The sequence below is a fragment of the Kitasatospora purpeofusca genome, assembly GCF_000718025.1.
Classification (GTDB): domain Bacteria; phylum Actinomycetota; class Actinomycetes; order Streptomycetales; family Streptomycetaceae; genus Kitasatospora; species Kitasatospora purpeofusca.
This window is the reverse complement of sequence record NZ_JODS01000006.1, coordinates 90,828-112,710: the sequence shown is the minus strand read 5'-3', so window position 1 is coordinate 112,710 and position 21,883 is coordinate 90,828. Positions and strand designations below refer to the sequence as shown.

Here is a 21,883-nt window from a genome sequence, read left to right as displayed (position 1 = left end):
AGCACGGTAACGGTCGGCCGTTCGGTTCCCGGTCGGGCGTGCGAACGGCTACCGGCGGCTACTCCACATGCTCGCTGGTGAAGGACCAGCGGTGCACCGGACGGCCCAGCAGGGCGGCGGGCGGCTCCGGGACCGGGACCGGCTCGCCGGACCACCAGGTGATCAGCAGCACCCGGTCCCCGGCGGCCCCGAGCAGCTCGGTCCGGAGCAGTCCGGCCGAACCGCGCAGCGCGGGCAGCGCCGTCCCCCGGACCCAGCCGGAGAGCTCGGCGCCCCGGCCGTCGGCCGCCCTGGCCTCCCACATCGCGGCGGTGGTGACGCTCACTGCTGCTGCCCGGTCAGGGCCTGGTAGGCCTGCCCGTGGAAGTCGGTGTGCGGCACATGGACCTCGGTGACCGGCAGCGAGGAGTCGGCCGACAGGTCGAGCGAGGACGGCGCGCGGTCCCGCCAGACCATCTCGCTGCCGAGCGCGGCGACCATCGCGCCGTTGTCGGTGCACAGGCCCGGACGCGGCACCCGCAGCCGGATGCCGGCCCGGTCGCAGCGCTGCTGGGCCATCTCGCGGAGCCGGGAGTTGGCCGCGACACCGCCGCCGATCATCAGGTGGTCGACGCCGTTGTCCTTGCAGGCCTTGACGGCCTTGCGGGTGAGCACATCGGTGACCGCCTCCTGGAAGGACGCCGCGACGTCCGCGATCGGCACCTCCTCGCCGGCCCGGCGCTTCGCCTCCACCCAGCGGGCGACGGCGGTCTTCAGACCGGAGAAGGAGAAGTCGTACTCCGGGTCCTTGGGGCCGGTCAGGCCGCGCGGGAAGGCGATCGCCTTCGGGTCGCCCTCACGGGCGCGGCGGTCCACCACCGGGCCGCCGGGGAAGCCCAGGCCGAGCACCCGGGCCACCTTGTCGAAGGCCTCGCCGGCCGCGTCGTCGATGGTCGCGCCGAGCGGGCGGACGTCGGTGGTGATGTCCTCGCTCAGCAGCAGCGAGGAGTGCCCGCCGGAGACCAGCAGGGCCATCGTCGGCGAGGGCAGCCGGCCGTGCTCCAGCTGGTCCACGCAGATGTGCGAGGCGAGGTGGTTGACCCCGTACAGCGGCTTGTCGAGGGCCCACGCGTAGGCCTTGGCGGCGCTCACGCCGACCAGCAGCGCGCCGGCCAGGCCCGGTCCGGCGGTGACCGCGATGCCGTCCAGGTCGCTCGCCTTGACGCCCGCGGTGTCCAGGGCGCGCTGGATGGTCGGGACCATCGCCTCCAGGTGCGCGCGACTGGCGATCTCGGGGACGACGCCGCCGAAGCGGGCGTGGTCGTTGACGCTGGAGGCCACCGCGTCGGCCAGCAGGGTGGTGCCGCGCACGATGCCGACGCCGGTCTCGTCGCAGGAGGTCTCGATGCCGAGGACGAGCGGTTCGTCAGCCATGGGGGGTGTCCTTCTTCACATCCGGTCGCGGGTGGCCCGCGGGTTCGTCGAGGTCTTCGGGGGCCGCGGCGGGGGCGGCCGGGGCGGCGTGGTCGGCGGGAGCGGCGTGCTCGGTGGGAGCGGCGGAGGCGGCCGCGAGGTCGAGCCGCATCACCAGCGCGTCGATCCCGGCCGGCTGGTAGTAGCCGCGCCGGATGCCGACCGGCTCGAAGCCGAAGCGCTCGTAGAGCCGCTGCGCGCGGGTGTTGTCCACCCGAACCTCCAGCAGCAGGTCCGCGCAGCCGCGCCGGGCGGCCTCCCGCACCAGATCGGTGAGCAGCGCCGCGCCGAGCCCGGTGCCCTGGTGGCGTCCGTCGACGGCGATGGTCTGCACATCGCCGTCACCGCCCACCGCCATCAGCCCGGCGTAGCCGACGACCGCGCCGTCCGGGGTGACGGCGACGGTGTAGTGCCGGGTGCCGCCGGGGTGGGCCTCGGCCAGCTCGGACCAGAACATGCCGGCGGACCAGGCGTCCTCCGGGAACAGCTCCAGCTCCAGCGCCAGCACCGGGGCTATGTGCCACCAGCGCATCGGGCGCAGCCGGGCGGCGGGCGCCCGGTCGGCCGGGGCCGGACCGGCGGCACCGGGGGCCGTGGTGTCCGGGCCGGTGGTGCTCGGACCGGTGGTGCTCGGGCCGGTCACGCCGGGAGCACCGCCTTGTAGCCGGCCGGCACCTGGGCGTCCGGGCGGCGCAGGTAGAGCGGGGCGTTGGGCAGCAGGGCCCGGCCGGCGGCCAGTTCGGCGGCGGCGAACGCGGCGAGCGCGCCGGCCGAGACGTGCTCGGGGCCGTGGGCGCCCGGGAAGGCGTCCGGGTAGAGCAGCGCGCCGGCGCCGACCGACCGCGCCGGCGGGGTCAGCTCGCCCGGACGGTCCACCGAGGGACCTTCGGTCCGCCGGCCCTCGGCGTCGTAGGCGGCCCAGTAGACCTCCTTGCGGCGGGCGTCGGTGGCCACGGTGAACGCCTCGCCGGCCAGCCCCTCGGCGCGGGCCGCGTGGGCGATCGCGTCCAGGGTGCAGACGCCGTGCACCGGCAGGCCGAGCGCGTGGCCCAGCGCGGCGGCGGTGACCAGGCCGACCCGCAGGCCGGTGTACGGGCCCGGGCCCACGCCCACCGCGATGTCGGTCAGCCGGTGCCGGTCGACACCGGCCTCCCGGAGCACCCGGTCGATCGCGGGGATCAGGAGTTCGCCGTGGCGCCTGGCATCGACCTGGTCGGTCTCGGCGAGGACGGCCGTGCCGTCGTGGACGGCGGCGGTGACGGCGGGGGTAGCGGTGTCGAACGCGAGCAGCAGCACGGGTCAAGGTTAGACCGGTCCGCCGGTGCCCGGTCCGGCGCCGGTCCCCGGGCGGTCCCGTCGGGGCGCGTGCTCCGCCCGATCGAAAACCGGACCGGTCACGGAACACACGTCCGACACGATGCGGACCGGACGGGCGAACCTGGCACGATGGGGCCGACGGTTTTGGGACGGCGGTGGGAGCGGCACGTGGCGAAGATGGGTCCTGGAGTGGTGGTCACCGGGCTGACGCTGGGGGCCCTGGCGGTGGTGAGCCTGCTGGCCTTCCAGGCCAACGGCGCCCAGGACCGCGCGGTCGCCGCGAACCCCACCACGAGCACGGCCGCCACCACCTCCGGCGGACCGGCGGCCTCGGCCACCCCGACCGCCGCGCCCACGCCGACCGCCCCGACCCTGCCCACCGCGGGCACCGGCACCGGGCTGCGGGTCGTCTACTCGGTCAGCACCCACTACGTCTGGCTGATCGACCCGAAGAAGACCCCGCAGGTGGTGGCCACCTTCCCGGTGACACCGGGCACGGTCGAGCCGGCCCCCGGCAGCTACCCGGTGTACAGCCGGACCCAGTCCGGGACGGGCACCGACGGCAAGCAGATCGAGCACGTGGTGCGCTTCGCGCAGCAGAACGGCGTGGTGTTCGGCTTCGGCGCGGCCGTCGACGGCGGCACCGGCGCTCCGCCCGCCGCTCCGGCGCCCACCGCGGCCGCGTCCTCCCCGGCCGCCTCGGCGGGCAAGACCGGCGGAATCCGGAGCAGCCGCGCGGACGGCCAGCTGCTCTGGGACTTCGCACCGAAGGACACCAAGGTCGTCGTGATCCCCTGACCCGTGATCCCCTGACCGGGGCGGACAGGTCTCAGGCGGCGCGGCGGGTCTCGTGCGCGCCGCCGCTCGACGGCGCCGGTCCGGACGTCCCGGGGCCCTCGCCCAGCGAGGGGGCGGCCGGACGGCGTTCGGGCGGGGTGGAGACCGCCTCCGCCGCCGCACAGGCGGCCAGCAGGGCCCGCATCGGCTCCCCCGCGGCACGGCGGGCGGGCTCCTCGGCCCCGGTCCCGCGCGGTGCGCGCTCCGGGGCGGGCGTGGTGCTCGGCATGGCGCCTCCTAGTTAGGCAGACCTAACCTCAAGAACCATCCCACCACGCCCGGGACCTCGATCGCAACATCTTCCCGACACCCTGTCGGCAAACCGTGACACGACGGGGCCGCCCCGGCAAGGCCGTCCGGGGCGCTCCGACGCGGCCGGGGCGGTGCGGGCGGCGCCGTCAGGCCAGCACGGTCAGGTCCGTGCCGTCCCAGCGGGTGCCGATGCCGGTCAGCTCGACCTGGCGCGGGTCCAGGTCGTCCCCGGCCGCCTCGGCGCCGATCGCGCGTCCGATCCGGACCTCCAGACGGTTCTCCGAGAGCCGCTCGACCTTGCCCTCGCCCCACTCGACCACCACCACCGACTCGGGCAGCGAGACATCGAGGTCGAGGTCCTCCATCTCGTCGAGGTCGCCGCCCAGCCGGTACGCGTCGACGTGCACCAGCGCCGGGCCGCCCACCAGCGAGGGGTGCACCCGGGCGATCACGAAGGTCGGGGAGGTGACCGCCCCGCGCACCTGGAGCCCCTCGCCGAGGCCCCGGGTCAGCGTGGTCTTGCCCGCTCCCAGCTCGCCGGAGAGCAGCACGAGGTCCCCCGGCCGCAGGAGCGCGGCCAGCTCCCGGCCGAGCCGGCCCATCCGGTCGGGGGTGGCGACGGTGAGAGAGGCGTGGGAGCCCATGCGCGAATCAAGCCCTTCGGTCCGTACGGCGGCGCACCGGTCCTCGGGCGCCCCCGCTACCGTGCCACATCCCCGGCACCGCCCGCGCCGGGCCCGCCCCGGGACGGGGCGGCGGCGCCGCGCCGCTCTACGCCGGTTCGCCGACCTGGGGCGGCAGCGGGGCCGCGCCGCGGAAGCGGGCGGCCCGGTCGAACAGGTCCGCCAGGTGGTGGTCGACCAGGTCGGGGCGCTCCAGCATCACCAGGTGCCCGGCGTCCTGGACCAGGACCAGCTCGGCCCCCGGCAACTGCTCGGCCATCACCTCGCCGTGGCCGGGCGGGGTGAGCAGGTCCTTGGTGCCGGTCAGCACCAGGGTGGGGATGCCGCGCAGGGCGGCCAGCGCCTCGGTCTTCTCGTGCGCCGAGAACACCGGGTAGAACTCGGCCACCACGTCGATCGGGGTGGCGTCCAGCATCTGCTCGGCGAACCGGACCACGCCCGGGTCGACGTCCTTCGCCCCGAAGGAGTACCGCCGGTAGAAGACGGCGCTGACGTCCGCGCCGAGCCGGCGGGTCGCCTCCACCAGGTCCACCTGGCGGCCGAGCAGCTTCATCATGCCCGGCGCGACCCTGCGGAACAGCTTGGCGCCGGCGACGGGCAGGCCGAAGGTGACGGCGTCCCAGTTCCCGGCCAGGGTGCCGATCAGCGCGACCCCGGCGACCCGCTCCCGGAACAGCTCCGGGTGCTGGTCGGCCAGCGCCATCATCGTCATGCCGCCCATCGAGTGGCCGACCAGGACCAGCGGGCCGGTCGGCGCGACGGCGTCGATCACGGCCTTGAGGTCGCCGCCCAGCTGGTCGATGCCGGCGGGTTCGCCGGCCAGGAAGGAGCGGGAGCGCTCGGAGCGGCCGTGGCTGCGCTGGTCCCACAGGACCAGCCGGGCGCCGGACCGGAAGGCGGCGCGCTGGAAGTGCCAGCTGTCCTGGTTGAGGCAGTAGCCGTGGCAGAAGACCACGGTCAGCGGCTCGGCCGTGCCGTCCCGCCGCTCCTCCGGGAGGTCGAGGCCGTCCAGCTCGACGTACAGCTCGGTGCCGTCGGCGGCGGCCACCGTGCGGGGGCGGCCGCGCAGCGAGCCGTACGGGGCGTTGGCGTCCAGCTCGGCGCGGGCCCGGCGGCGGGTGCTCCGGCCGACCGTCAGCCGGTCGATCGCCACGCCGGCGGCGGCACCGGCCGCGAGCACGCCGACCGAGATGCCGATCAGGCCGGCCCGGCTCACCCCGGTGGCCGCCTCGGCCGCCTTGACGGCCCGGGCCGCCCGGCCGAGGGCCGCGACCGGGTCGGTGTCGCTCGGCCCGCTCATCCGAGCAGGCCCTCGTCCAGGCCGCCGACGTAGCGGCGCGGCACCCGGGAGCCGATCCGGGTCACGATCTCGTAGGAGATGGTGCCGCAGGCGCGGCCCCAGTCCTCGGCGGTCGGCTCGCCCCGGTCCCCGCTGCCGAAGACCAGCACCTCGTCGCCGATCGGCGGGGTGTCGCCGCCGAGGTCCACCACGAACTGGTCCATCGCCACCCGGCCGGCCACCGTGCGCCACTTGCCGTCGACCTGCACCGGGCCGATGCCGCTGGCGTGCCGCGGGATGCCGTCGCCGTAGCCGACCGGGACCAGGCCCAGCGTGGTCGGTCCCGGGGTGGTGTAGTGGTGGCCGTAGCTGACCCCGTGGCCGCCGGGAACGTGCTTGACCAGGGCCAGCCGGGCGGTCAGCGCCATCACCGGGCGCAGGCCGAAGTCGGACGGCGAGCCGACGTCGGGGACCGGCGACAGCCCGTACATGGCGAGGCCGGTGCGGACCATGTCGAAGTGCGACTGCGGCAGCAGCAGGGTGGCCGGCGAGTTGGCCAGGTGGCGCACCTCGGGGCGCAGCCCGGCCGCCTCGGCGGTGGCCAGGGCCAGCCGGAAGGCGTCCAGCTGCAGCTGGATCGAGGGGTGGCCGGGCTCGTCGGCGGCGGCGAAGTGCGACCAGACGCCGACCACGGTCAGCAGGCCGTCCAGCTCGGCGCGGCGCGCGGCGGCGACCAGCTCGGGCCAGTCGTGCGGCTGGCAGCCGTTGCGGCCGAGGCCGGTGTCGGCCTTGAGGTGGACCCGGGCCGGGATGCCGGTGGCGCGGACGGCGGCGAGCAGCTCGGTGAGCGCCCAGTCGCCGCTGATCGAGATGTCGAGGTCCGCGAAGAGCGCCTCCCGCCAGGGCCCGCCGGGGGTCCACAGCCAGCAGAGGATGCGCGCCTGCTCGGGGCCCACACCGCCGGCGCGCAGGGCGAGCGCCTCCTCCGGCGTCGCGGTGCCCAACCAGCCGACTCCCGCGGCGACCGCCTCCCGGGCACAGCGCAGCGCGCCGTGGCCGTAGGCGTCCGCCTTGACCGCGGCCATCACCGTGGCCCCGCCGATGCGCTCGCGCAGCGCGTCGAGGTTGCCGCGCAGGGCGGCGAGATCGATGGTCGCCTCGGCCCGTACGCCTTCGGTGAGGCCGGCCATCACGGGCGTCTTCGCAGTTGTCATCAGGGTCAGTCTCCCAGACGTCCCGGGGTCCTTGCCGAACGGCCCTTCGGCTCGCCGCCCCGGGCCGCCCGCGCCCGGGACCCCCCGCGACCCGCCACCCCCTTCCGGACGCCCACGAATCAGGCGCCGGTTCCACCCGGCCTCCCGGAACGCGGTTCCGGGGCCGCCGCGGCACGGACGTCGTTCCAGACCGCCGGGAGCGCGGCCGCCACCTCCGAGGCGATGACGGGGGCGCCGGGGACGCCGGCGGTGTGCCGGGCGGCGAGCCCGTGCAGACAGGCCGCCACCGCGGCGGCGTCCGGCGCGGACAGGCCTGCGGCGAGCAGTGAGCCGGCCAGCCCGGCCAGGACGTCCCCGCTGCCGGCGGTGGCCAGCCATGCCGTCCCGGTCGGGTTCACCCGCACCGAACCGGAGGGGTCGGCGACCACGGTGGTCGAGCCCTTCAGCAGCACCGTCGCCCGGTACGCCGCCGCGAGCCGGCGCGCGGTGGCCAGCCGGGCGGCCGCCAGCTCCTCGGCGGCGGGCGGGCGGGTCTGCTCCGAACGGGTGCCGCCGTCGCCCCCGGACCCGGCTCCGGCTCCGGCGAGCAGCCGGGCGGCCTCCCCCGTGTGCGGGGTGAGCAGCGTCGGCGCCGTCCGCCCGGCGAGCGCGCCGGGGCCGAGCCGGGCCAGCTCGGTCAGCCCGTCCGCGTCGACCAGGACCGGCACGTCGGCCGCCAGCGCCTCGGCGAGCGCCTGTCCGGCGCCCTCGCCGCCGCCCGGTCCGACCACCCAGGCCTGCACCCGGCCGGCCCCGGCCGGACCGCCCTCGGTGACCAGCGTCTCCGGGAAGCGCCGCACCACCTCCTCGGCCGCCGTCCCCACGTACCGCACCGCGCCCGCGCCGCCGCGCAGCGCGCCGGCGACCGCGAGCAGCGCCGCCCCCGGGTACCGCGCGGAACCGGCGGCGACCCCGACCACACCGCGCCGGTACTTGTCGCTCTCCGCGCCCGGCACCGGCAGCAGGGCGGCCACGTCGGCGTGCTGGAGGGCCACCACCCCGGCCGGCGGCAGTTCGAGCCCGATCCCCACCAGTTGCACCGCTCCGGCGTACGAGGCGCCCGGGTCGATCAGCAGCCCGGGCTTGTAGGTGCCGAAGCAGACCGTGACGTCCGCCCGCAGCGCCGCCCCCGCGACCTCCCCGGTGTCGGCGTCCACCCCGCTGGGCACGTCGACGGCGACCACCACCCCGGTCCGCGCGGCCCGCGCGTACGGCTCGGCCTCCGGCCGCAGTCCGCCCCGGCCGCCGATGCCGACGATGCCGTCCAGCACCAGGTCCGCGCACGAGAAGTCGGCCAGGCCGACCTCCTGCTCCACCACCACCCGCCCGTACGCCGCCCGCAGCGCCGCCAGCCCGCCGCCGTGCGCCCGCCCGGGAGCGAGCAGCACCGCCGTCACCCGCGCCCCGCGCCGGGCCAGCTCCGCACCGGCGTACAGGGCGTCACCCCCGTTGTCGCCACTACCGGCCAGCACCACCACCCGACTGCCGTACACCCGGCCGCGCCGGCGGGTCAGCAGCCGGGCACAGGTCACGGCGAGCCCGGCGGCGGCCCGCTGCATCAGCGTGCCCTCCGGGAGCCGGGCCATCAGCTCCGCCTCGGCGGCGCGGACCTGGTCGACGCTGTGGGCACTGCGCATGACGGGCTCTCCCCCGGAACTCGGCGGCAACTCCCGCCGACGCTACGCGAAGGAGCTCCCGACGGCGCCCCCGGCCGTGCGGCACACTTTCGAGTGACACCAACTTCGATTCCCCACCGGTGTCGGTCCGGGTGCCTACGGTGTGGCTCGGCACGGACCCACAGGAGGGAGAAGGGCCATGGTCGCCATGCCGGCAGTCGAGCACCCGCTGAGCGAGGAGAGCCTTCTCCAGGCGTTTCTGGAGCTGGACACCCCGCTGGGCAGCAAGGCCGAATTCATCGAAGGGGAGATCGTCGTGACGCCGCCACCCGACGGACATCACGAGGGCACGATCTCGAAGGTTTCGAAGCAGTTCTTTCGGAAGGCCGCAGTCGATCTGGACGTCGCAGGCGTCAAGGGCCTGATCACTCCCGGTGGCCGGTTCATCCCCGACGGCACGATCGTCCCGGCCGACCAGTTCGACCATCTGGATTCCTGGGCCCTGCCGGAGGGTGTTCTGCTCGTCTTCGAGGTCACCTCGCTCAACCCGCACAAGGACCGCGAGCCCAAGCGCCTGGGCTATGCCGCCGCAGAAATCCCCTGCTACCTGCTGGTCGACCGCGACGCCGGCACCGTCACCCTGTTCACCAACCCCGAGGACGGCGACTACATCACCACGACCAAGGTCGAGTTCGGCAAACCCCTGGACCTGCCCGCCCCGTTCTCCTTCACGCTCGACACGGGGCCCCTGCGGTAGGACGCAGCCACCGCAGGGGCCCCGGGACGGAGCGGGGTCGGACTACTCGACGGTGACCGACTTCGCCAGGTTGCGGGGCTGGTCGACCTCGTGGCCCTTGGCCGTGGCCAGCTCGCAGGCGAAGACCTGCAGCGGCACGGTGGCGACCAGCGGCTGGAGGAGCACCGGCGTGACCGGGATGCGGATCAGGTGGTCCGCGTACGGGACGACCGCCTCGTCGCCCTCCTCGGCGATCACGATGGTCCGCGCACCGCGGGCCCGGATCTCCTGGATGTTGGAGACGATCTTGTCGTGCAGGATCGACCGGCCGCGCGGCGACGGCACGACGACCACCACCGGCAGACCCTCCTCGATCAGCGCGATCGGGCCGTGCTTCAGCTCACCGGCGGCGAAGCCCTCGGCGTGCATGTAGGCGAGCTCCTTGAGCTTGAGCGCGCCCTCCAGGGCGACCGGGAAGCCCACGTGCCGACCGAGGAACAGCACCGACTTGGCGTCGGCGAGGGAGCGGGCCAGCTCGCGCACCGGCTCCATGGTCTCCAGGACCTGCTCGACCTGCTTCGGCGCGTCGCCGAGCTCCTTGATGACGGCGAGGATCTCGTCGCCCCACTTGGTGCCGCGCACCTGGCCCAGGTACAGCGCGACCAGGTAGCAGGCGACCAGCTGGGTCAGGAACGCCTTGGTCGAGGCGACCGCCACCTCTGGGCCGGCGTGGGTGTACAGCACCGCGTCCGACTCGCGCGGGATGGTCGAGCCGTTGGTGTTGCAGATCGCCAGCACCTTCGCGCCCTGCTCGCGCGCGTGGCGCAGCGCCATCAGGGTGTCCATGGTCTCGCCGGACTGCGAGATGGCGATGACCAGCGTGCCCGGGCCCATGATCGGGTCGCGGTAGCGGAACTCCGAGGCGACCTCGACCTCGCACGGGATCCGGGTCCAGTGCTCGATCGCGTACTTGGCGATCATGCCCGCGTGGAAGGCGGTGCCGCAGGCCACGATGACGACCTTGTCGACCGCGCGCAGGTCGGCGTCCGACATCCGCAGCTCGTCGAGGGTGAGCCGGCCGTCGGTGCCGATCCGGCCGAGGAGGGTGTCGGCGACGGCCTTCGGCTGCTCGGCGATCTCCTTGAGCATGAAGTAGTCGTAGCCGCCCTTCTCGGCGGCCGAGGCGTCCCAGTCGACGTGGTACTCGGTCACGTCGGCCGGGGTGCCGTCGAAGTTGGTCACCGTGACGCCCTCGCGGCGCAGCTCGACGACCTGGTCCTGGCCCAGCTCGATCGCCTCGCGGGTGTGCGCGATGAACGCGGACACGTCGGAGGCGAGGAAGTTCTCGCCCTCGCCGCGCCCGACCACCAGCGGCGAGTTGCGACGGGCGCCGACCACGACGTCCGGGGCGTCGGCGTGCACGGCGACGAGGGTGAAGGCGCCCTCCAGCCGGCGGCAGACGGCGCGCATGGCCTCCGCGAGGTCGCCCTCGTACAGCTCGCCGAGCAGGTGCGCGACGACCTCGGTGTCCGTCTCCGAGCGCAGCGTGTGGCCGCGCTCGGCCAGCTCGCCCCGGAGCAGGGCGAAGTTCTCGATGATGCCGTTGTGGACCACGGCGACCTTGGCCGCGTCGTCCAGGTGGGGGTGGGCATTGGCGTCCGTCGGCCCGCCGTGGGTGGCCCAACGGGTGTGGCCGATGCCGGTGGTACCGCCGGGAAGAGGGGTCTCGGCGAGCGACTTCTCCAGGTTCGCGAGCTTGCCGGCCCGCTTGTCGGTGGCGAGGCTCCACTGCCCGTCGGAGCCCTGCACCTGCACCGCGACACCGGCGGAGTCGTAACCCCGGTACTCCAGTCGCTGCAGGCCTGCGATTACAACGTCAAGGGCGGGCTGGGAGCCCACGTATCCAACAATTCCGCACATGCGTGCCAGCATAAGGGCGCTCCGGACGCCCCATTCGCACGGTTCGCCCACAGGCCGTGACCGACACCACAGCCACCGCGAACGGCGCTACGGCCCACAATGGAGCATGTGCTGACCGAACTCTGTACGCGGGGCGACATCACGCCCGGCCCCTCGCCGTCCCCCTACGTGGACCTCAGCCGGGCCGAGTGGAGCGCGCTGCGCGAGCGTACGCCGCTGCCACTGACCGCGGAGGAGGTGGAACGGCTGCGGGGTCTCGGCACCGCACTCGACCTCGACGAGGTCCGGGACGTCTATCTGCCGCTGTCCCGGCTGCTGAACCTCTACATCCACGCCACGCACGACCTGCGCGGCGCCCTGGGCACCTTCCTGGACACCCCGGACACCGAGCGCACCCGCACCCCGTTCATCATCGGGGTGGCCGGCTCGGTCGCGGTCGGCAAGTCGACCACCGCCCGGCTGCTCCAGGCGCTGCTGGCCCGCTGGCCCGAGCACCCCCGGGTCGAGCTGGTCACCACCGACGGGTTCCTGCTGCCCAACGCCGAGCTGCGGCGGCGCGGCCTGATGGCCCGCAAGGGCTTCCCCGAGTCGTACGACCGCCGGGCGCTGACCCGCTTCGTCGCGGATGTGAAGGCCGGCAAGGAGCGGGTCACCGCGCCGGTCTACTCGCACCTCGTGTACGACATCGTGCCGGACGAGCGGCTCACCGTGGAGCGCCCGGACATCCTCATCGTCGAGGGCCTGAACGTGCTCCAGCCGGCCCTGCCCGGCAGCGACGGGCGCACCCGCCTCGCGGTGGCCGACTACTTCGACTTCTCGATCTACGTCGACGCCCGCACCGACGACATCGAGAGCTGGTACCTGGACCGGTTCCGCAAGCTGCGGCAGACCGCCTTCCAGGACCCGAGCTCCTACTTCCGCCGCTTCACCGAGGTGCCGGAGGAGGAGGCGATGGAGTACGGCCGCCAGGTCTGGCGCACCATCAACCGTCCGAACCTGCTGGAGAACGTGCGGCCCACCCGCGGCCGGGCCACCCTGGTCCTGCAGAAGGGCTCGGACCACAAGGTCCGCCGGGCGCTGCTGCGCAAGCTCTGAGGGAACGCCGAGAGGCCCCCGCCGCGATCGTCCGCGGCGGGGGCCTCTCGGCGTGTTCCGGGGCCGTCAGCCCAGCGAGCTGCGCACGGCCTCGGCGAGCTTCTCGGCGACGGACTGCGCCTGCGCCTCGTCGGCGGCCTCGACCATCACCCGGACGAGCGGCTCGGTGCCCGACGGACGCAGCAGCACCCGGCCGGTGGCACCCAGCTCGGCCTCGGCCGCGGCCACCGCGGTGGCCAGCTCCTCGCTGGTCCCGACCCGGCTCTTGTCGACGCCCTTGACGTTGATCAGCACCTGCGGCAGGCGGGTCATCACGGCGGCCAGGTCCGCCAGCGGCTGCTTGGTGGCGGCCAGCCGGGCGCCCAGCATCAGGCCGGTCAGGGTCCCGTCGCCGGTGGTCGCGTGGTCCAGCAGGATGACGTGGCCGGACTGCTCGCCGCCCAGCGCGAAGCCGTGCTCCTTCATCGCCTCCAGCACGTACCGGTCGCCGACCGAGGTCTCGACCAGGTCGATGCCCTCGCGCTCCATCGCCAGCTTGAAGCCCAGGTTGGACATCACGGTGGCGACGGCGGTGTTGCGGCGCAGCGTGCCGGCCTCCTTCATGGCGACGGCCAGGATCGCGATGATCTGGTCGCCGTCGACCTCGTCGCCGGCCGCGTCGGCGGCCAGGCAGCGGTCGGCGTCGCCGTCCAGGGCGATCCCGAGGTCCGCCGAGTGCTCGCGCATGACGGTGCGCAGCCGGTCCAGGTGGGTGGAGCCGACACCGTCGTTGATGTTGAGGCCGGTGGGCTCGGCACCCAGGGTGTGCACGACCTCGGCGCCGGCCCGGGCGAAGGCCTCGGGGGCGACGTAGGCGGCCGCGCCGTGCGCGCCGTCGATGACGACCCGGATGCCGTCCAGGCGGTTGGGCAGCACGCCGATGAGGTGGGCGACGTACTTGTCGAAGCCCTCGGTGTACTCGCGGACCCGGCCGACGGCGGCGCCGGTCGGACGGTTCCAGTCCTCACCGCCCGCCGCGTGCTTGTGGTAGTGGGCCTCGATGGCGTCCTCGATGCGGTCGTCCAGCTTGTGGCCGCCGCGGGCGAGGAACTTGATGCCGTTGTCCGGCATGGCGTTGTGGCTGGCGGACAGCATCACGCCGAAGTCGGCGCCGAGCGCGCCGGTGAGGTAGGCCACCGCCGGGGTGGGGAGCACTCCGACCCGCAGTACGTCGACGCCGGCGCTCGCCAGGCCCGCGATGACCGCGGCCTCCAGGAACTCGCCCGAGGCGCGCGGGTCACGGCCCACGACCGCGACCGGCCGATGGCCGTCGAAGGCCCCCGCCTCGCCGAGCACGTGCGCCGCCGCGACCGACAGGCCGAGCGCCAGCTCCGCCGTCAGCCCCTGATTGGCCACACCGCGCACGCCGTCCGTACCGAAGAGTCGTCCCATTGTCCCGTCCTCACATCGCCGCAATGCCTTGCAGTGAATCCGATCGAATCCCCGGCCTCCGCACAATGGCCGGGGAACACGACACCCCGGAGTACACGAGGTACTCCGGGGCGTGTGGAGCGCATCCGGGGGCGTGCACCACCAGGGCGGTGCACCCCCGGAGGGCGCAATTAGCGCTTGCTGTACTGCGGCGCCTTGCGGGCCTTCTTGAGACCGGCCTTCTTGCGCTCGACGGCACGCGCGTCACGCATCAGGAAGCCGGCCTTCTTCAGGGCAGCGCGGTTGTTGTCCACGTCGGCCTCGTTCAGGGCACGGGCGACACCGAGGCGCAGCGCGTAGGCCTGACCGGAGACGCCGCCGCCGGAGATGCGGGCGACAACGTCGTAACGGCCGTCAAGCTCGAGGAGCTTGAAGGGCTCGTTCACGGTCTGCTGGTGCACCTTGTTGGGGAAGTAGTTCTCCAGGGTGCGACCGTTGATCTTCCACTGCCCGGTGCCCGGGACGATGCGCACGCGGGCGATCGCCTCCTTGCGACGGCCCAGGCCGGCGCCGGGGACGGCCTCGCCGAAGCGGCCGGCCAGGGACTCGGAGGTGTACTCCTCGGAGGTGAACTCGCCCTCGACGACAGTCTCGTCGAACTCGACCTCAAGGGTTTCGGTGGTCTCGGCCACGGTGTTCCTCAGCTCTTTTCAGTGATGGGGGGCTTGGTGGCCGGAATTACTGCGCGACCTGGGTGATCTCGAACGGCACCGGCTGCTGCGCAGCGTGCGGGTGCTGGTCGCCCGAGTAGACCTTCAGCTTGGAGAGCATCTGACGGCCCAGGGTGTTCTTGGGGATCATGCCCTTGATGGCCTTCTCGACGGCCTTCTCCGGGTTGTTCGCCAGCAGGTCGTCGTAGCGCACCGAACGCAGACCGCCCGGGAAGCCCGAGTGGCGGTAGGCCAGCTTCTGGGTCTTCTTGTTACCGGACAGGTGCACCTTGTCGGCGTTGATGATGATGACGAAGTCACCAGTGTCAACGTGCGGCGCGTAGATCGCCTTGTGCTTACCCCGGAGGAGGTTGGCGGCCTGGGAGGCCAGACGGCCGAGCACGACGTCGGTCGCGTCGATGACGTGCCACTGACGCTGGACGTCGCCGGGCTTGGGGCTGTACGTACGCACGGTCGTATGCCTTCGCTTTTCAGTGAGTGAGTCCTGACAGGAGTACCCGGAGGAGGGATCAGCCTGGCCGCCTTGGACGCAATTCAAGGGGGAGCCGCTGGTCGTCGACCTGGTGTCTCCGGCGTACCGACCTCTCACGTGAGATAGAGCGAGCCAATACGCACATCAAGCGCCCAGGCTACCGGGCCGGACGGGGACGGTCAAAATCCTCCCCGCCGGAACGGTCCCCGGGCCCCTGATCAGCGGTCCCGCTCGACCCGGCTGACGTCCCAGACCGGGTCCGGGGACTCGTAGACCCGGCCGTCGGCGCCGAAGACCAGGAAACGGTCGAAGGTCCGGGCGAACCACCGGTCGTGGGTGACGCACAGCACAGTGCCGTCGAAGGCCTCCAGCCCGGCCTGCAGCGCCTCGGCGCTCTCCAGGTCCAGGTTGTCGGTCGGCTCGTCGAGCAGCAGCGCGGTGACGCCGGACAGCTCCAGCTTGAGGATCATCAGCCGGGCCTGCTGCCCGCCGGAGAGCGACTCGAACTTCTGCTCCTCCTGCCGGTCCAGCTCGTACCGGCGCAGCACGCCCATCGCGGCGCCGCGGCCGAGCGCGTGCTCCTCCTCGACGATCGAGCGGACGGTGCGGCCGAGCAGCTCGGGGTGCGCGTGGGTCTGCCGGAAGTGGCCGGGCACCACCCGGGCGCCGAGCTTCCAGGACCCGGTGTGGGCCACCGTGTCGTCGCCCGCCAGCAGCCGCAGGAAGTGCGACTTGCCGGAGCCGTTGGACCCCAGCACCCCGACCCGCTCGCCGTAGAAGACCTCCAGGTCGAAGGGCTTCATCAGGCCGGTGAGCTCCAGCTGCTCCATGGTGAAGGCGCGCACCCCGGTGCGCCCGCCCTTGAGCCGCATGGTGATGCTCTGCTCGCGCGGCGGGGCCTCGGGCGGGCCGGCGTCCTCGAACTTCTTGAGCCTGGTCTGCGCGGCCGAGTAGCGGGAGGCCATGTCGTGGCTGATCGAGGCGGCCTGGCGCAGGTTGACGACGAGCTTCTTGAGCTTGGCGTGCTCCTCGTCCCAGCGCCGGCGCAGCTCCTCGAAGCGCTCGAAGCGGGCCTTGCGGGCCTCGTGGAAGGAGTCGAACCCGCCGCCGTGCACCCAGACGCTGGAGCCGGCCGCGCCGGACTCGACGCTGATGATCTTCTCGGCGGTGCGGGACAGCAGTTCGCGGTCGTGGGAGATGAACAGCACGGTCTTCGGGGTGGCCCGGATGGCCTCCTCCAGCCAGCGCTTGCCCGGGACGTCCAGGTAGTTGTCCGGCTCGTCGAGCAGCAGGACCTCCTCGGGGCCGCGCAGCAGCGCCTCCAGGACGAGCCGCTTCTGCTCGCCGCCGGAGAGCGTGTTCAGACCGCGCCACTGGGCCTTGTCGAAGGGCATCCCGAGGGCCGCCGTGGTGCAGACGTCCCAGTCGGTCTCGTAGTCGTAGCCGCCGACGTCGGCCCAGTCGGAGAGCGCCTGGGCGTAGGCCATCTGCGTCTTCTCGTCGTCCTGGGCGATCATCGCCAGCTCGGCCGCGTCGACCGCGCGGGCGGCCTCGGCGATCCGCGCGGGGGCGACGGAGACCAGCAGGTCGCGGACGGAGGCGTCGGCGGGCAGCGCGCCCGGGCCCTCCTGCTCGTCGCCGGCCTTCTTCTGCTCCTCGCGGCCGGTGGTGCCGACGAACTGGCGCATCACGCCGAGCCCGCCGCTGATCGTCACCGAGCCGCCGTGCGGCTGGAGGTCGCCCGCGATCATGCGCAGCAGTGTGGTCTTGCCCGCGCCGTTGGCGCCGACCAGCGCGACGGCCGCGCCCTCCCCCACCCGGAAGGACGCGTCGTCGAACAGCACCCGCCCGTCCGGCAGGTAGTACTCCAGGTGCGAAATCTCGACGTGTCCCATGGGGGAGATTGTCCCAAGCCGCCGCCCCGGACCCAAATGGATTAGGTGGCGTCGGGGCCTGACGGGACGGTGGGGGCGCCGGGGAGGGTGCGCATCCGGCGGGCGGCGCGGTTGCGCTCCGCGAGCTGGTCGTCGGCCGGGTAGCCGACCTCCTCCAGGGTCAGCCCGTACGGCCGGATCACGTTGACGGCGGAGTTGCGCACCCCGCCGGCCAGCACCTCGCCGGGGAACTCCACCGGCCGGTGGCCGTCGCCGACCAGCAGCATCGCGCCGACCAGGGCGCGCACCATGTTGTGGCAGAAGGCGTCGGCCCGCACGGTGGCGACGGCGAGCGAGCCCTCCTGGGACGCGTAGCCGTCCACCGGGACCCGGTCCCAGCGCAGCTCCAGCAGGGTGCGGATGGTGGTCGCGCCCTCGCGCTTCTTGCAGTACGCCGCGAAGTCGTGCTCGCCGATCAGCAGCCGGGCGGCGGCGTTCATCCGGTCCAGGTCGAGCGGCCGGTCGTGCCAGAGCACATGGCCGCGCAGCAGCGGGTCGACCCCGCCGGGGTGGTCGGCGACCCGGTAGGCGTAGCGGCGCCAGATCGCCGAGAAGCGGGCGTCGAAGCCCGCCGGGGCCTCGCCCACCCGGTAGATCCGGACGTCACCGGGCAGCCGCCCGGCCAGCCGGCGCATCAGCTTCTCCCGGTGCGCCTCCCACAGCTCGGCCGGCAGGTCGACGTGGGCGACCTGGCCCCGGGCGTGCACACCGGCGTCGGTGCGGCCGGCCACGGTGAGCGGGTGGAGCTCCTGGCTGCGGGTGACGATCTGCAGCGCGGTCTCGATCTCCTCCTGGACCGTCCGCCGGCCGCCCTTCTGCCGGGCCCAGCCGGAGAACTCGGCGCCGTGGTAGGCGAGGTCCAGCCGGACCCGGACGTACCCGTCGGCCGGGCCGTCCTTCACCGGCGGCCGCTCGGCGCAATCGTTCACCACTGCTCTCCACTCCCTGGACAAAGAGGAACGGGCCCGCTCCCCCACGGATGGGGAAGCGGGCCCGCAACACACCTGGTGGGTGTCAGGCCTGCTCGGCGGCCTCGGCCTCGTCGGCCTTGGGGGCCTCGACCTTGGCCTCGTCGGCCTCCTTGACGGCGCGCTTGGTGGCGGCCTCGGCCTCACCGACGGCGGTCTGCGCGACGGTCAGCGCCTCGACCAGCTCGATCACGGCCATCGGGGCGTTGTCGCCACGACGGGGACCGATCTTGGTGATACGGGTGTAACCACCCGGGCGGTTCTCGTAGCGCGGCGCGATCTCGGTGAAGAGGGTGTGCAGCACCGAGATGTCGGTGATGGTCTTGCGCACCAGGCGACGGTTGTGGATGTCGCCCTTCTTCGCCTTGGTGATCAGCTTCTCCGCCAGCGGGCGCATCCGACGGGCCTTGGCCTCGGTCGTGGTGATGCGGCCGTACTGGAACAGCTCCCGGCACAGACCGGCGAGCAGCAGCGGCTCGTGGTGCGGGCCGCCGCCGAGGCGGGCACCCTTGGTGGGACGCGGCATGGAATTACTCCTCGAATCTCCGACTGCGGCCGTACCAGGTACCGCAGCGGGCGTACGGGCACTGTGCCCGCACGACTTTCACGACAACGGAGGCGGTTCCTGGGAACCGCCCCCGCGGTCAAGTCTCTCAGTACTGCTCGGTCTCCGCGTAACCCGCGTCGTCCAGGTCGTCGGCGCCGAAGGCGTCGGCGGCGGCGGTCGGGTCGAACCCGGGCGGGCTGTCCTTGAGGGCCAGGCCCATGCCGGCCAGCTTCGCCTTGACCTCGTCGATCGACTTCGCACCGAAGTTGCGGATGTCGAGCAGGTCGGCCTCGGAGCGGGCGACGAGCTCACCCACGGTGTGGATGCCCTCGCGCTTGAGGCAGTTGTACGACCGAACGGTGAGCTCGAGCTCCTCGATCGGCAGCGCCAGGTCGGCGGCCAGGGCGGCGTCCGTCGGGGACGGGCCCATGTCGATGCCCTCGGCGTCGATGTTCAGCTCGCGGGCGAGACCGAACAGCTCCACCAGGGTCTTGCCGGCCGAGGCCATCGCGTCGCGCGGACGCATGGCGGGCTTGGTCTCGACGTCGACGATCAGCTTGTCGAAGTCGGTCCGCTGCTCGACACGGGTCGCCTCGACCTTGTAGGTGACCTTCAGCACGGGGCTGTAGATCGAGTCGACCGGGATGCGGCCGATCTCCTGGCCGGAGGCCTTGTTCTGGACGGCGGAGACGTAGCCGCGACCGCGCTCGACGGTCAGCTCCATCTCCAGCTTGCCCTTGCCGTTCAGCGTGGCGAGGATCAGCTCGGGGTTGTGCACCTCGACACCGGCCGGCGGCGCGATGTCGGCGGCGGTGACGACACCCGGGCCCTGCTTGCGCAGGTACATCACGACCGGCTCGTCGTGCTCCGAGGAGACGACCAGCTGCTTGATGTTGAGGATGAGGTCGGTGACGTCCTCCTTGACGCCCGGCACGGTGGTGAACTCGTGCAGGACACCGTCGACGCGGATGCTGGTGACAGCGGCACCCGGGATCGAGGAGAGGAGCGTGCGGCGCAGGGAGTTGCCGAGGGTGTAGCCGAAGCCCGGCTCGAGCGGCTCGATCACGAACCGCGAGCGGAACTCGTCGACGACCTCTTCGGTCAGCGAGGGGCGCTGAGCGATCAGCATGGTGTCAGATCCTCCATTGATCTTCGGCACCCACTATTTGATGCCGAACAGAACCAGCGTACGGGGTCCCGTCGGAAACGGGACCCCGTACGAGGTTTGAAGCAGGTACTGCGAGCCCGGAAGGGCCCCGCGTCAGACGCGGCGGCGCTTCGGCGGACGGCAGCCGTTGTGCGGGGTGGGGGTGACGTCCTGGATCGAGCCGACCTCCAGGCCGGTGGCCTGGAGCGAACGGATCGCGGTCTCGCGGCCGGAGCCCGGACCCTTCACGAAGACGTCAACCTTGCGCATGCCGTGCTCCTGCGCGCGACGGGCAGCGGCCTCGGCGGCCATCTGCGCGGCGAACGGGGTCGACTTGCGCGAGCCCTTGAAGCCGACGTGGCCGGCGGAGGCCCAGGAGATCACGTTGCCCGAGGGGTCGGTGATCGAAACGATGGTGTTGTTGAACGTGCTCTTGATGTGCGCGTGGCCGTGAGCGACGTTCTTCTTTTCCTTGCGGCGGATCTTCTTCGCGCCGGCAGCCTGACGACCCTTGGGGGGCATAAGTCTGTTCTCCTACTGAGGTGGTCGGTCCGCTGACCCGCGGGCCGGAGGGATGTCCGGTTACGGGACGGACTACTTCTTGCCCGGCTTCTTCTTACCGGCGATCGCGCGACGCGGGCCCTTGCGGGTACGCGCGTTGGTGTGGGTGCGCTGACCGCGGACCGGCAGGCCGCGGCGGTGACGCAGACCCTCGTAGCAGCCGATCTCGACCTTGCGGCGGATGTCGGCGGCCACCTCGCGGCGGAGGTCACCCTCGACCGTGAAGTTGGCGTCGATGTACTGGCTCAGCTTGACCAGGTCGTCCTCGGCGATGTCGCGAACGCGGACATCGGGGCTGACACCGGTCTCGGCGAGGGTCTGCTGGGCGCGGGTACGGCCGATGCCGTACACGTACGTAAGGGCGATCTCGATCCGCTTCTCACGGGGGAGATCAACGCCGGCGAGGCGTGCCATTCAAGGCTCCTGTGTTTCTTCAGAGGTCTGGCGAGCCACCTACTCCGACACCTCACGGTGAGGGAGCCCCGGCCTCTGACCGGGGGCGGCAGTCCGTCCTGGACGGATCGGGTGGCCCGCTTATGACGTTTTTCGCGTCGCGCGAAGTACTACGAGAAATGCGGGAAAGAGATCAGCCCTGGCGCTGCTTGTGGCGCAGGTTGTCGCAGATCACCATGACCCGGCCGTGACGGCGGATCACCTTGCACTTGTCGCAGATCTTCTTGACGCTCGGCTTGACCTTCATGCTTCAGGTTCTCCGGGTCTAGATCTGGCGTTCTTACTTGTAGCGGTAGACGATCCGGCCACGCGTCAGGTCGTAGGGGCTGAGCTCCACCACGACCCGGTCGTCCGGCAGGATGCGGATGTAGTGCATGCGCATCTTGCCACTGATGTGCGCGAGGACCTTGTGACCGTTCTGCAGCTCGACCTTGAACATCGCGTTCGGAAGAGACTCGATCACGGTGCCCTCGATCTCAATGGCGCCTTGCTTCTTAGCCATGAACTGCGAGATCCACCTTCCGGGACCGGCTACCGTATGCGGCACGCTCGTGCGAACCTGGGTCCACCCCGACCCCGACGAGGGGGAAGAGGGCGTGCTGGAGCACGCTACGAGTGAGCCGACGGTCCATCCTACGCCAGCGCGAGGGATGCACCAAAACGGGGCTCCGGTCAGCGGCCGGTCGTGGCGGCGGGAACGACCGGGACGGCCAGCGGGTCGACGTGGGCGGTGCAGGCGGCGCAGCGGCGGGCGGCCTCGGGGATCTCGGTCAGGCACTCCGGGCAGGGACGCTTCGGGGTCTTCGGCTTCTTCGGCATGTACCGGGCGGTGGCCTTGGTCACCGGCAGGACCACGCAGAAGTAGAGCACCGCGGCGGTCATGAAGAACGCGATCAGCACGTTGAGGAACTGGCCGTACGGGAAGGTCACCCCGGCGATGGTGGCCTTGTACGAGCCGAAGTCGCCGGCGGCGCCGACCACCACACCCACCAGCGGGGTGAGGAAGGCGGACACGAAGCCGGTCACCACACCGGTGAACGCGGCACCGATGACGACACCGACCGCCATGTCGACCACGTTGCCGCGCATCATGAAGTCGCGGAATCCCTTGAACACTGCACTCTCCTCGCTCGAAGCCACTGCCAGCGCATAAAAATAGGACAAAAGCCCTGGAGGTCCAAACCTCCAGGGCTTCGCTCCTTCGCCGGGGCCGGCGCTCC

25 protein-coding genes are annotated in these 21,883 nt (G+C 72.6%); 3 read left to right on the top strand and 22 right to left on the bottom strand.

What is annotated here, in order from left to right; genetic code table 11:
* Positions 1 to 58: 58 nt before the first annotated feature.
* From IF01_RS0111995 to tsaB, 4 genes are all read right to left on the bottom strand, one after another.
* Positions 59 to 325: a hypothetical protein gene (locus IF01_RS0111995; RefSeq protein WP_369826167.1), complete on the bottom strand. Its 267-nt coding sequence runs from the start codon at positions 323 to 325 to the stop codon at positions 59 to 61.
* Positions 322 to 1,413 (bottom strand): tRNA (adenosine(37)-N6)-threonylcarbamoyltransferase complex transferase subunit TsaD, encoded by a 1,092-nt coding sequence (gene tsaD / locus IF01_RS0111990; RefSeq protein WP_030393331.1) that lies wholly within the window; start codon positions 1,411 to 1,413, stop codon positions 322 to 324. The genes IF01_RS0111995 and tsaD overlap by 4 nt, the downstream gene beginning before the upstream one ends.
* On the bottom strand, positions 1,406 to 1,984 hold the full coding sequence (gene rimI, locus IF01_RS0111985; RefSeq protein ID WP_078879905.1) for a ribosomal protein S18-alanine N-acetyltransferase: 579 nt from the start codon (positions 1,982 to 1,984) through the stop codon (positions 1,406 to 1,408). Before rimI ends, tsaD begins: the two co-directional genes overlap by 8 nt.
* A 107-nt stretch (positions 1,985 to 2,091) precedes the next feature.
* Complete coding sequence (gene tsaB, locus IF01_RS0111980; protein ID WP_030393329.1) at positions 2,092 to 2,748, bottom strand: tRNA (adenosine(37)-N6)-threonylcarbamoyltransferase complex dimerization subunit type 1 TsaB; 657 nt, start codon at positions 2,746 to 2,748, stop codon at positions 2,092 to 2,094.
* Positions 2,749 to 2,946: 198 nt separating this feature from the next.
* On the opposite strand from tsaB, the gene IF01_RS0111975 reads away from it, so the two are divergent.
* Entirely contained in the window at positions 2,947 to 3,567 is a 621-nt protein-coding gene (locus tag IF01_RS0111975) for a hypothetical protein (protein ID WP_030393328.1), read from the top strand.
* A 31-nt stretch (positions 3,568 to 3,598) separates the two neighbouring features.
* Here the strand turns inward: IF01_RS0111975 and IF01_RS0111970 are convergent, their stop codons facing one another.
* The 5 genes from IF01_RS0111970 to IF01_RS0111950 form a co-directional block, all read right to left on the bottom strand.
* Complete coding sequence (locus IF01_RS0111970; RefSeq protein WP_030393327.1) at positions 3,599 to 3,835, bottom strand: hypothetical protein; 237 nt, start codon at positions 3,833 to 3,835, stop codon at positions 3,599 to 3,601.
* 169 nt (positions 3,836 to 4,004) lie between these two features.
* Positions 4,005 to 4,502, bottom strand: coding sequence for a tRNA (adenosine(37)-N6)-threonylcarbamoyltransferase complex ATPase subunit type 1 TsaE (gene tsaE, locus IF01_RS0111965; RefSeq protein WP_030393326.1), 498 nt, complete (start codon positions 4,500 to 4,502; stop codon positions 4,005 to 4,007).
* Positions 4,503 to 4,629: 127 nt separating this feature from the next.
* On the bottom strand, positions 4,630 to 5,841 hold the full coding sequence (locus IF01_RS0111960; RefSeq protein ID WP_078879890.1) for an alpha/beta fold hydrolase: 1,212 nt from the start codon (positions 5,839 to 5,841) through the stop codon (positions 4,630 to 4,632).
* On the bottom strand, positions 5,838 to 7,034 hold the full coding sequence (alr, locus tag IF01_RS0111955) for an alanine racemase (protein ID WP_051741570.1): 1,197 nt from the start codon (positions 7,032 to 7,034) through the stop codon (positions 5,838 to 5,840). The genes IF01_RS0111960 and alr overlap by 4 nt, the downstream gene beginning before the upstream one ends.
* A gap of 119 nt (positions 7,035 to 7,153) precedes the next feature.
* Entirely contained in the window at positions 7,154 to 8,710 is a 1,557-nt protein-coding gene (locus IF01_RS0111950; protein ID WP_051755222.1) for an NAD(P)H-hydrate dehydratase, read from the bottom strand.
* A 187-nt stretch (positions 8,711 to 8,897) separates the two neighbouring features.
* Between IF01_RS0111950 and IF01_RS0111945 the strand changes: the two genes are divergently transcribed.
* Positions 8,898 to 9,446, top strand: a complete 549-nt coding sequence (locus IF01_RS0111945; RefSeq protein ID WP_030393322.1) for a Uma2 family endonuclease — start codon at positions 8,898 to 8,900, stop codon at positions 9,444 to 9,446.
* Positions 9,447 to 9,488: 42 nt separating this feature from the next.
* Here the strand turns inward: IF01_RS0111945 and glmS are convergent, their stop codons facing one another.
* The gene (glmS, locus tag IF01_RS0111940; protein WP_078879904.1) at positions 9,489 to 11,345 is read right to left on the bottom strand and encodes a glutamine--fructose-6-phosphate transaminase (isomerizing); all 1,857 of its coding nucleotides are present in this window, start codon (positions 11,343 to 11,345) and stop codon (positions 9,489 to 9,491) included.
* Between the two features lie 99 nt (positions 11,346 to 11,444).
* On the opposite strand from glmS, the gene coaA reads away from it, so the two are divergent.
* A complete protein-coding gene (coaA, locus tag IF01_RS0111935; RefSeq protein WP_045937803.1) occupies positions 11,445 to 12,440 on the top strand; it encodes a type I pantothenate kinase in 996 nt (331 codons plus the stop codon).
* Positions 12,441 to 12,506: 66 nt separating this feature from the next.
* Here the strand turns inward: coaA and glmM are convergent, their stop codons facing one another.
* The 12 genes from glmM to mscL form a co-directional block, all read right to left on the bottom strand.
* The gene (gene glmM, locus IF01_RS0111930) at positions 12,507 to 13,871 is read right to left on the bottom strand and encodes a phosphoglucosamine mutase (protein WP_030393319.1); all 1,365 of its coding nucleotides are present in this window, start codon (positions 13,869 to 13,871) and stop codon (positions 12,507 to 12,509) included.
* A gap of 170 nt (positions 13,872 to 14,041) precedes the next feature.
* Positions 14,042 to 14,542, bottom strand: coding sequence for a 30S ribosomal protein S9 (gene rpsI, locus IF01_RS0111925; protein ID WP_030393318.1), 501 nt, complete (start codon positions 14,540 to 14,542; stop codon positions 14,042 to 14,044).
* Between the two features lie 46 nt (positions 14,543 to 14,588).
* Positions 14,589 to 15,032, bottom strand: coding sequence for a 50S ribosomal protein L13 (gene rplM, locus IF01_RS0111920; protein ID WP_030393317.1), 444 nt, complete (start codon positions 15,030 to 15,032; stop codon positions 14,589 to 14,591).
* A gap of 239 nt (positions 15,033 to 15,271) precedes the next feature.
* Positions 15,272 to 16,948: an ABC-F family ATP-binding cassette domain-containing protein gene (locus tag IF01_RS0111915; protein ID WP_030393316.1), complete on the bottom strand. Its 1,677-nt coding sequence runs from the start codon at positions 16,946 to 16,948 to the stop codon at positions 15,272 to 15,274.
* Positions 16,949 to 16,989: 41 nt separating this feature from the next.
* Positions 16,990 to 17,919, bottom strand: a complete 930-nt coding sequence (truA, locus tag IF01_RS0111910) for a tRNA pseudouridine(38-40) synthase TruA (RefSeq protein WP_208624309.1) — start codon at positions 17,917 to 17,919, stop codon at positions 16,990 to 16,992.
* Between the two features lie 82 nt (positions 17,920 to 18,001).
* Positions 18,002 to 18,481 (bottom strand): 50S ribosomal protein L17, encoded by a 480-nt coding sequence (rplQ, locus tag IF01_RS0111905; protein WP_030393314.1) that lies wholly within the window; start codon positions 18,479 to 18,481, stop codon positions 18,002 to 18,004.
* Positions 18,482 to 18,608: 127 nt separating this feature from the next.
* The gene (locus IF01_RS0111900) at positions 18,609 to 19,631 is read right to left on the bottom strand and encodes a DNA-directed RNA polymerase subunit alpha (RefSeq protein ID WP_030393313.1); all 1,023 of its coding nucleotides are present in this window, start codon (positions 19,629 to 19,631) and stop codon (positions 18,609 to 18,611) included.
* A gap of 132 nt (positions 19,632 to 19,763) precedes the next feature.
* Entirely contained in the window at positions 19,764 to 20,171 is a 408-nt protein-coding gene (gene rpsK / locus IF01_RS0111895; RefSeq protein WP_014136257.1) for a 30S ribosomal protein S11, read from the bottom strand.
* Positions 20,172 to 20,243: 72 nt separating this feature from the next.
* Entirely contained in the window at positions 20,244 to 20,624 is a 381-nt protein-coding gene (gene rpsM, locus IF01_RS0111890) for a 30S ribosomal protein S13 (protein WP_030393312.1), read from the bottom strand.
* A gap of 172 nt (positions 20,625 to 20,796) precedes the next feature.
* A complete protein-coding gene (gene rpmJ, locus IF01_RS0111885; RefSeq protein ID WP_003956441.1) occupies positions 20,797 to 20,910 on the bottom strand; it encodes a 50S ribosomal protein L36 in 114 nt (37 codons plus the stop codon).
* Between the two features lie 33 nt (positions 20,911 to 20,943).
* Positions 20,944 to 21,165, bottom strand: coding sequence for a translation initiation factor IF-1 (infA, locus tag IF01_RS0111880; protein WP_003956442.1), 222 nt, complete (start codon positions 21,163 to 21,165; stop codon positions 20,944 to 20,946).
* 170 nt (positions 21,166 to 21,335) lie between these two features.
* The gene (mscL, locus tag IF01_RS0111875; RefSeq protein ID WP_078879889.1) at positions 21,336 to 21,779 is read right to left on the bottom strand and encodes a large conductance mechanosensitive channel protein MscL; all 444 of its coding nucleotides are present in this window, start codon (positions 21,777 to 21,779) and stop codon (positions 21,336 to 21,338) included.
* Positions 21,780 to 21,883: the final 104 nt, after the last annotated feature.

Bases quoted from the DNA above. Each gene is read 5' to 3' on its own strand.
- coaA (WP_045937803.1), top strand. From the start codon at position 11,445: ATGGAGCATGTGCTGACCGAACTCTGTACGCGGGGCGACATCACGCCC.
- IF01_RS0111960 (WP_078879890.1), bottom strand. From the start codon at position 5,841: ATGAGCGGGCCGAGCGACACCGACCCGGTCGCGGCCCTCGGCCGGGCG.
- IF01_RS0111900 (WP_030393313.1), bottom strand. From the start codon at position 19,631: ATGCTGATCGCTCAGCGCCCCTCGCTGACCGAAGAGGTCGTCGACGAG.
- alr (WP_051741570.1), bottom strand. From the start codon at position 7,034: ATGACAACTGCGAAGACGCCCGTGATGGCCGGCCTCACCGAAGGCGTA.
- IF01_RS0111915 (WP_030393316.1), bottom strand. From the start codon at position 16,948: ATGGGACACGTCGAGATTTCGCACCTGGAGTACTACCTGCCGGACGGG.
- IF01_RS0111970 (WP_030393327.1), bottom strand. From the start codon at position 3,835: ATGCCGAGCACCACGCCCGCCCCGGAGCGCGCACCGCGCGGGACCGGG.
- glmS (WP_078879904.1), bottom strand. From the start codon at position 11,345: ATGTGCGGAATTGTTGGATACGTGGGCTCCCAGCCCGCCCTTGACGTT.
- rimI (WP_078879905.1), bottom strand. From the start codon at position 1,984: ATGCGCTGGTGGCACATAGCCCCGGTGCTGGCGCTGGAGCTGGAGCTG.
- rplQ (WP_030393314.1), bottom strand. From the start codon at position 18,481: ATGCCGCGTCCCACCAAGGGTGCCCGCCTCGGCGGCGGCCCGCACCAC.
- rpsM (WP_030393312.1), bottom strand. From the start codon at position 20,624: ATGGCACGCCTCGCCGGCGTTGATCTCCCCCGTGAGAAGCGGATCGAG.
- tsaD (WP_030393331.1), bottom strand. From the start codon at position 1,413: ATGGCTGACGAACCGCTCGTCCTCGGCATCGAGACCTCCTGCGACGAG.
- infA (WP_003956442.1), bottom strand. From the start codon at position 21,165: ATGGCTAAGAAGCAAGGCGCCATTGAGATCGAGGGCACCGTGATCGAG.
- IF01_RS0111945 (WP_030393322.1), top strand. From the start codon at position 8,898: ATGCCGGCAGTCGAGCACCCGCTGAGCGAGGAGAGCCTTCTCCAGGCG.
- rpsK (WP_014136257.1), bottom strand. From the start codon at position 20,171: ATGCCCCCCAAGGGTCGTCAGGCTGCCGGCGCGAAGAAGATCCGCCGC.
- IF01_RS0111975 (WP_030393328.1), top strand. From the start codon at position 2,947: ATGGGTCCTGGAGTGGTGGTCACCGGGCTGACGCTGGGGGCCCTGGCG.
- IF01_RS0111950 (WP_051755222.1), bottom strand. From the start codon at position 8,710: ATGCGCAGTGCCCACAGCGTCGACCAGGTCCGCGCCGCCGAGGCGGAG.
- glmM (WP_030393319.1), bottom strand. From the start codon at position 13,871: ATGGGACGACTCTTCGGTACGGACGGCGTGCGCGGTGTGGCCAATCAG.
- rpmJ (WP_003956441.1), bottom strand. From the start codon at position 20,910: ATGAAGGTCAAGCCGAGCGTCAAGAAGATCTGCGACAAGTGCAAGGTG.
- tsaE (WP_030393326.1), bottom strand. From the start codon at position 4,502: ATGGGCTCCCACGCCTCTCTCACCGTCGCCACCCCCGACCGGATGGGC.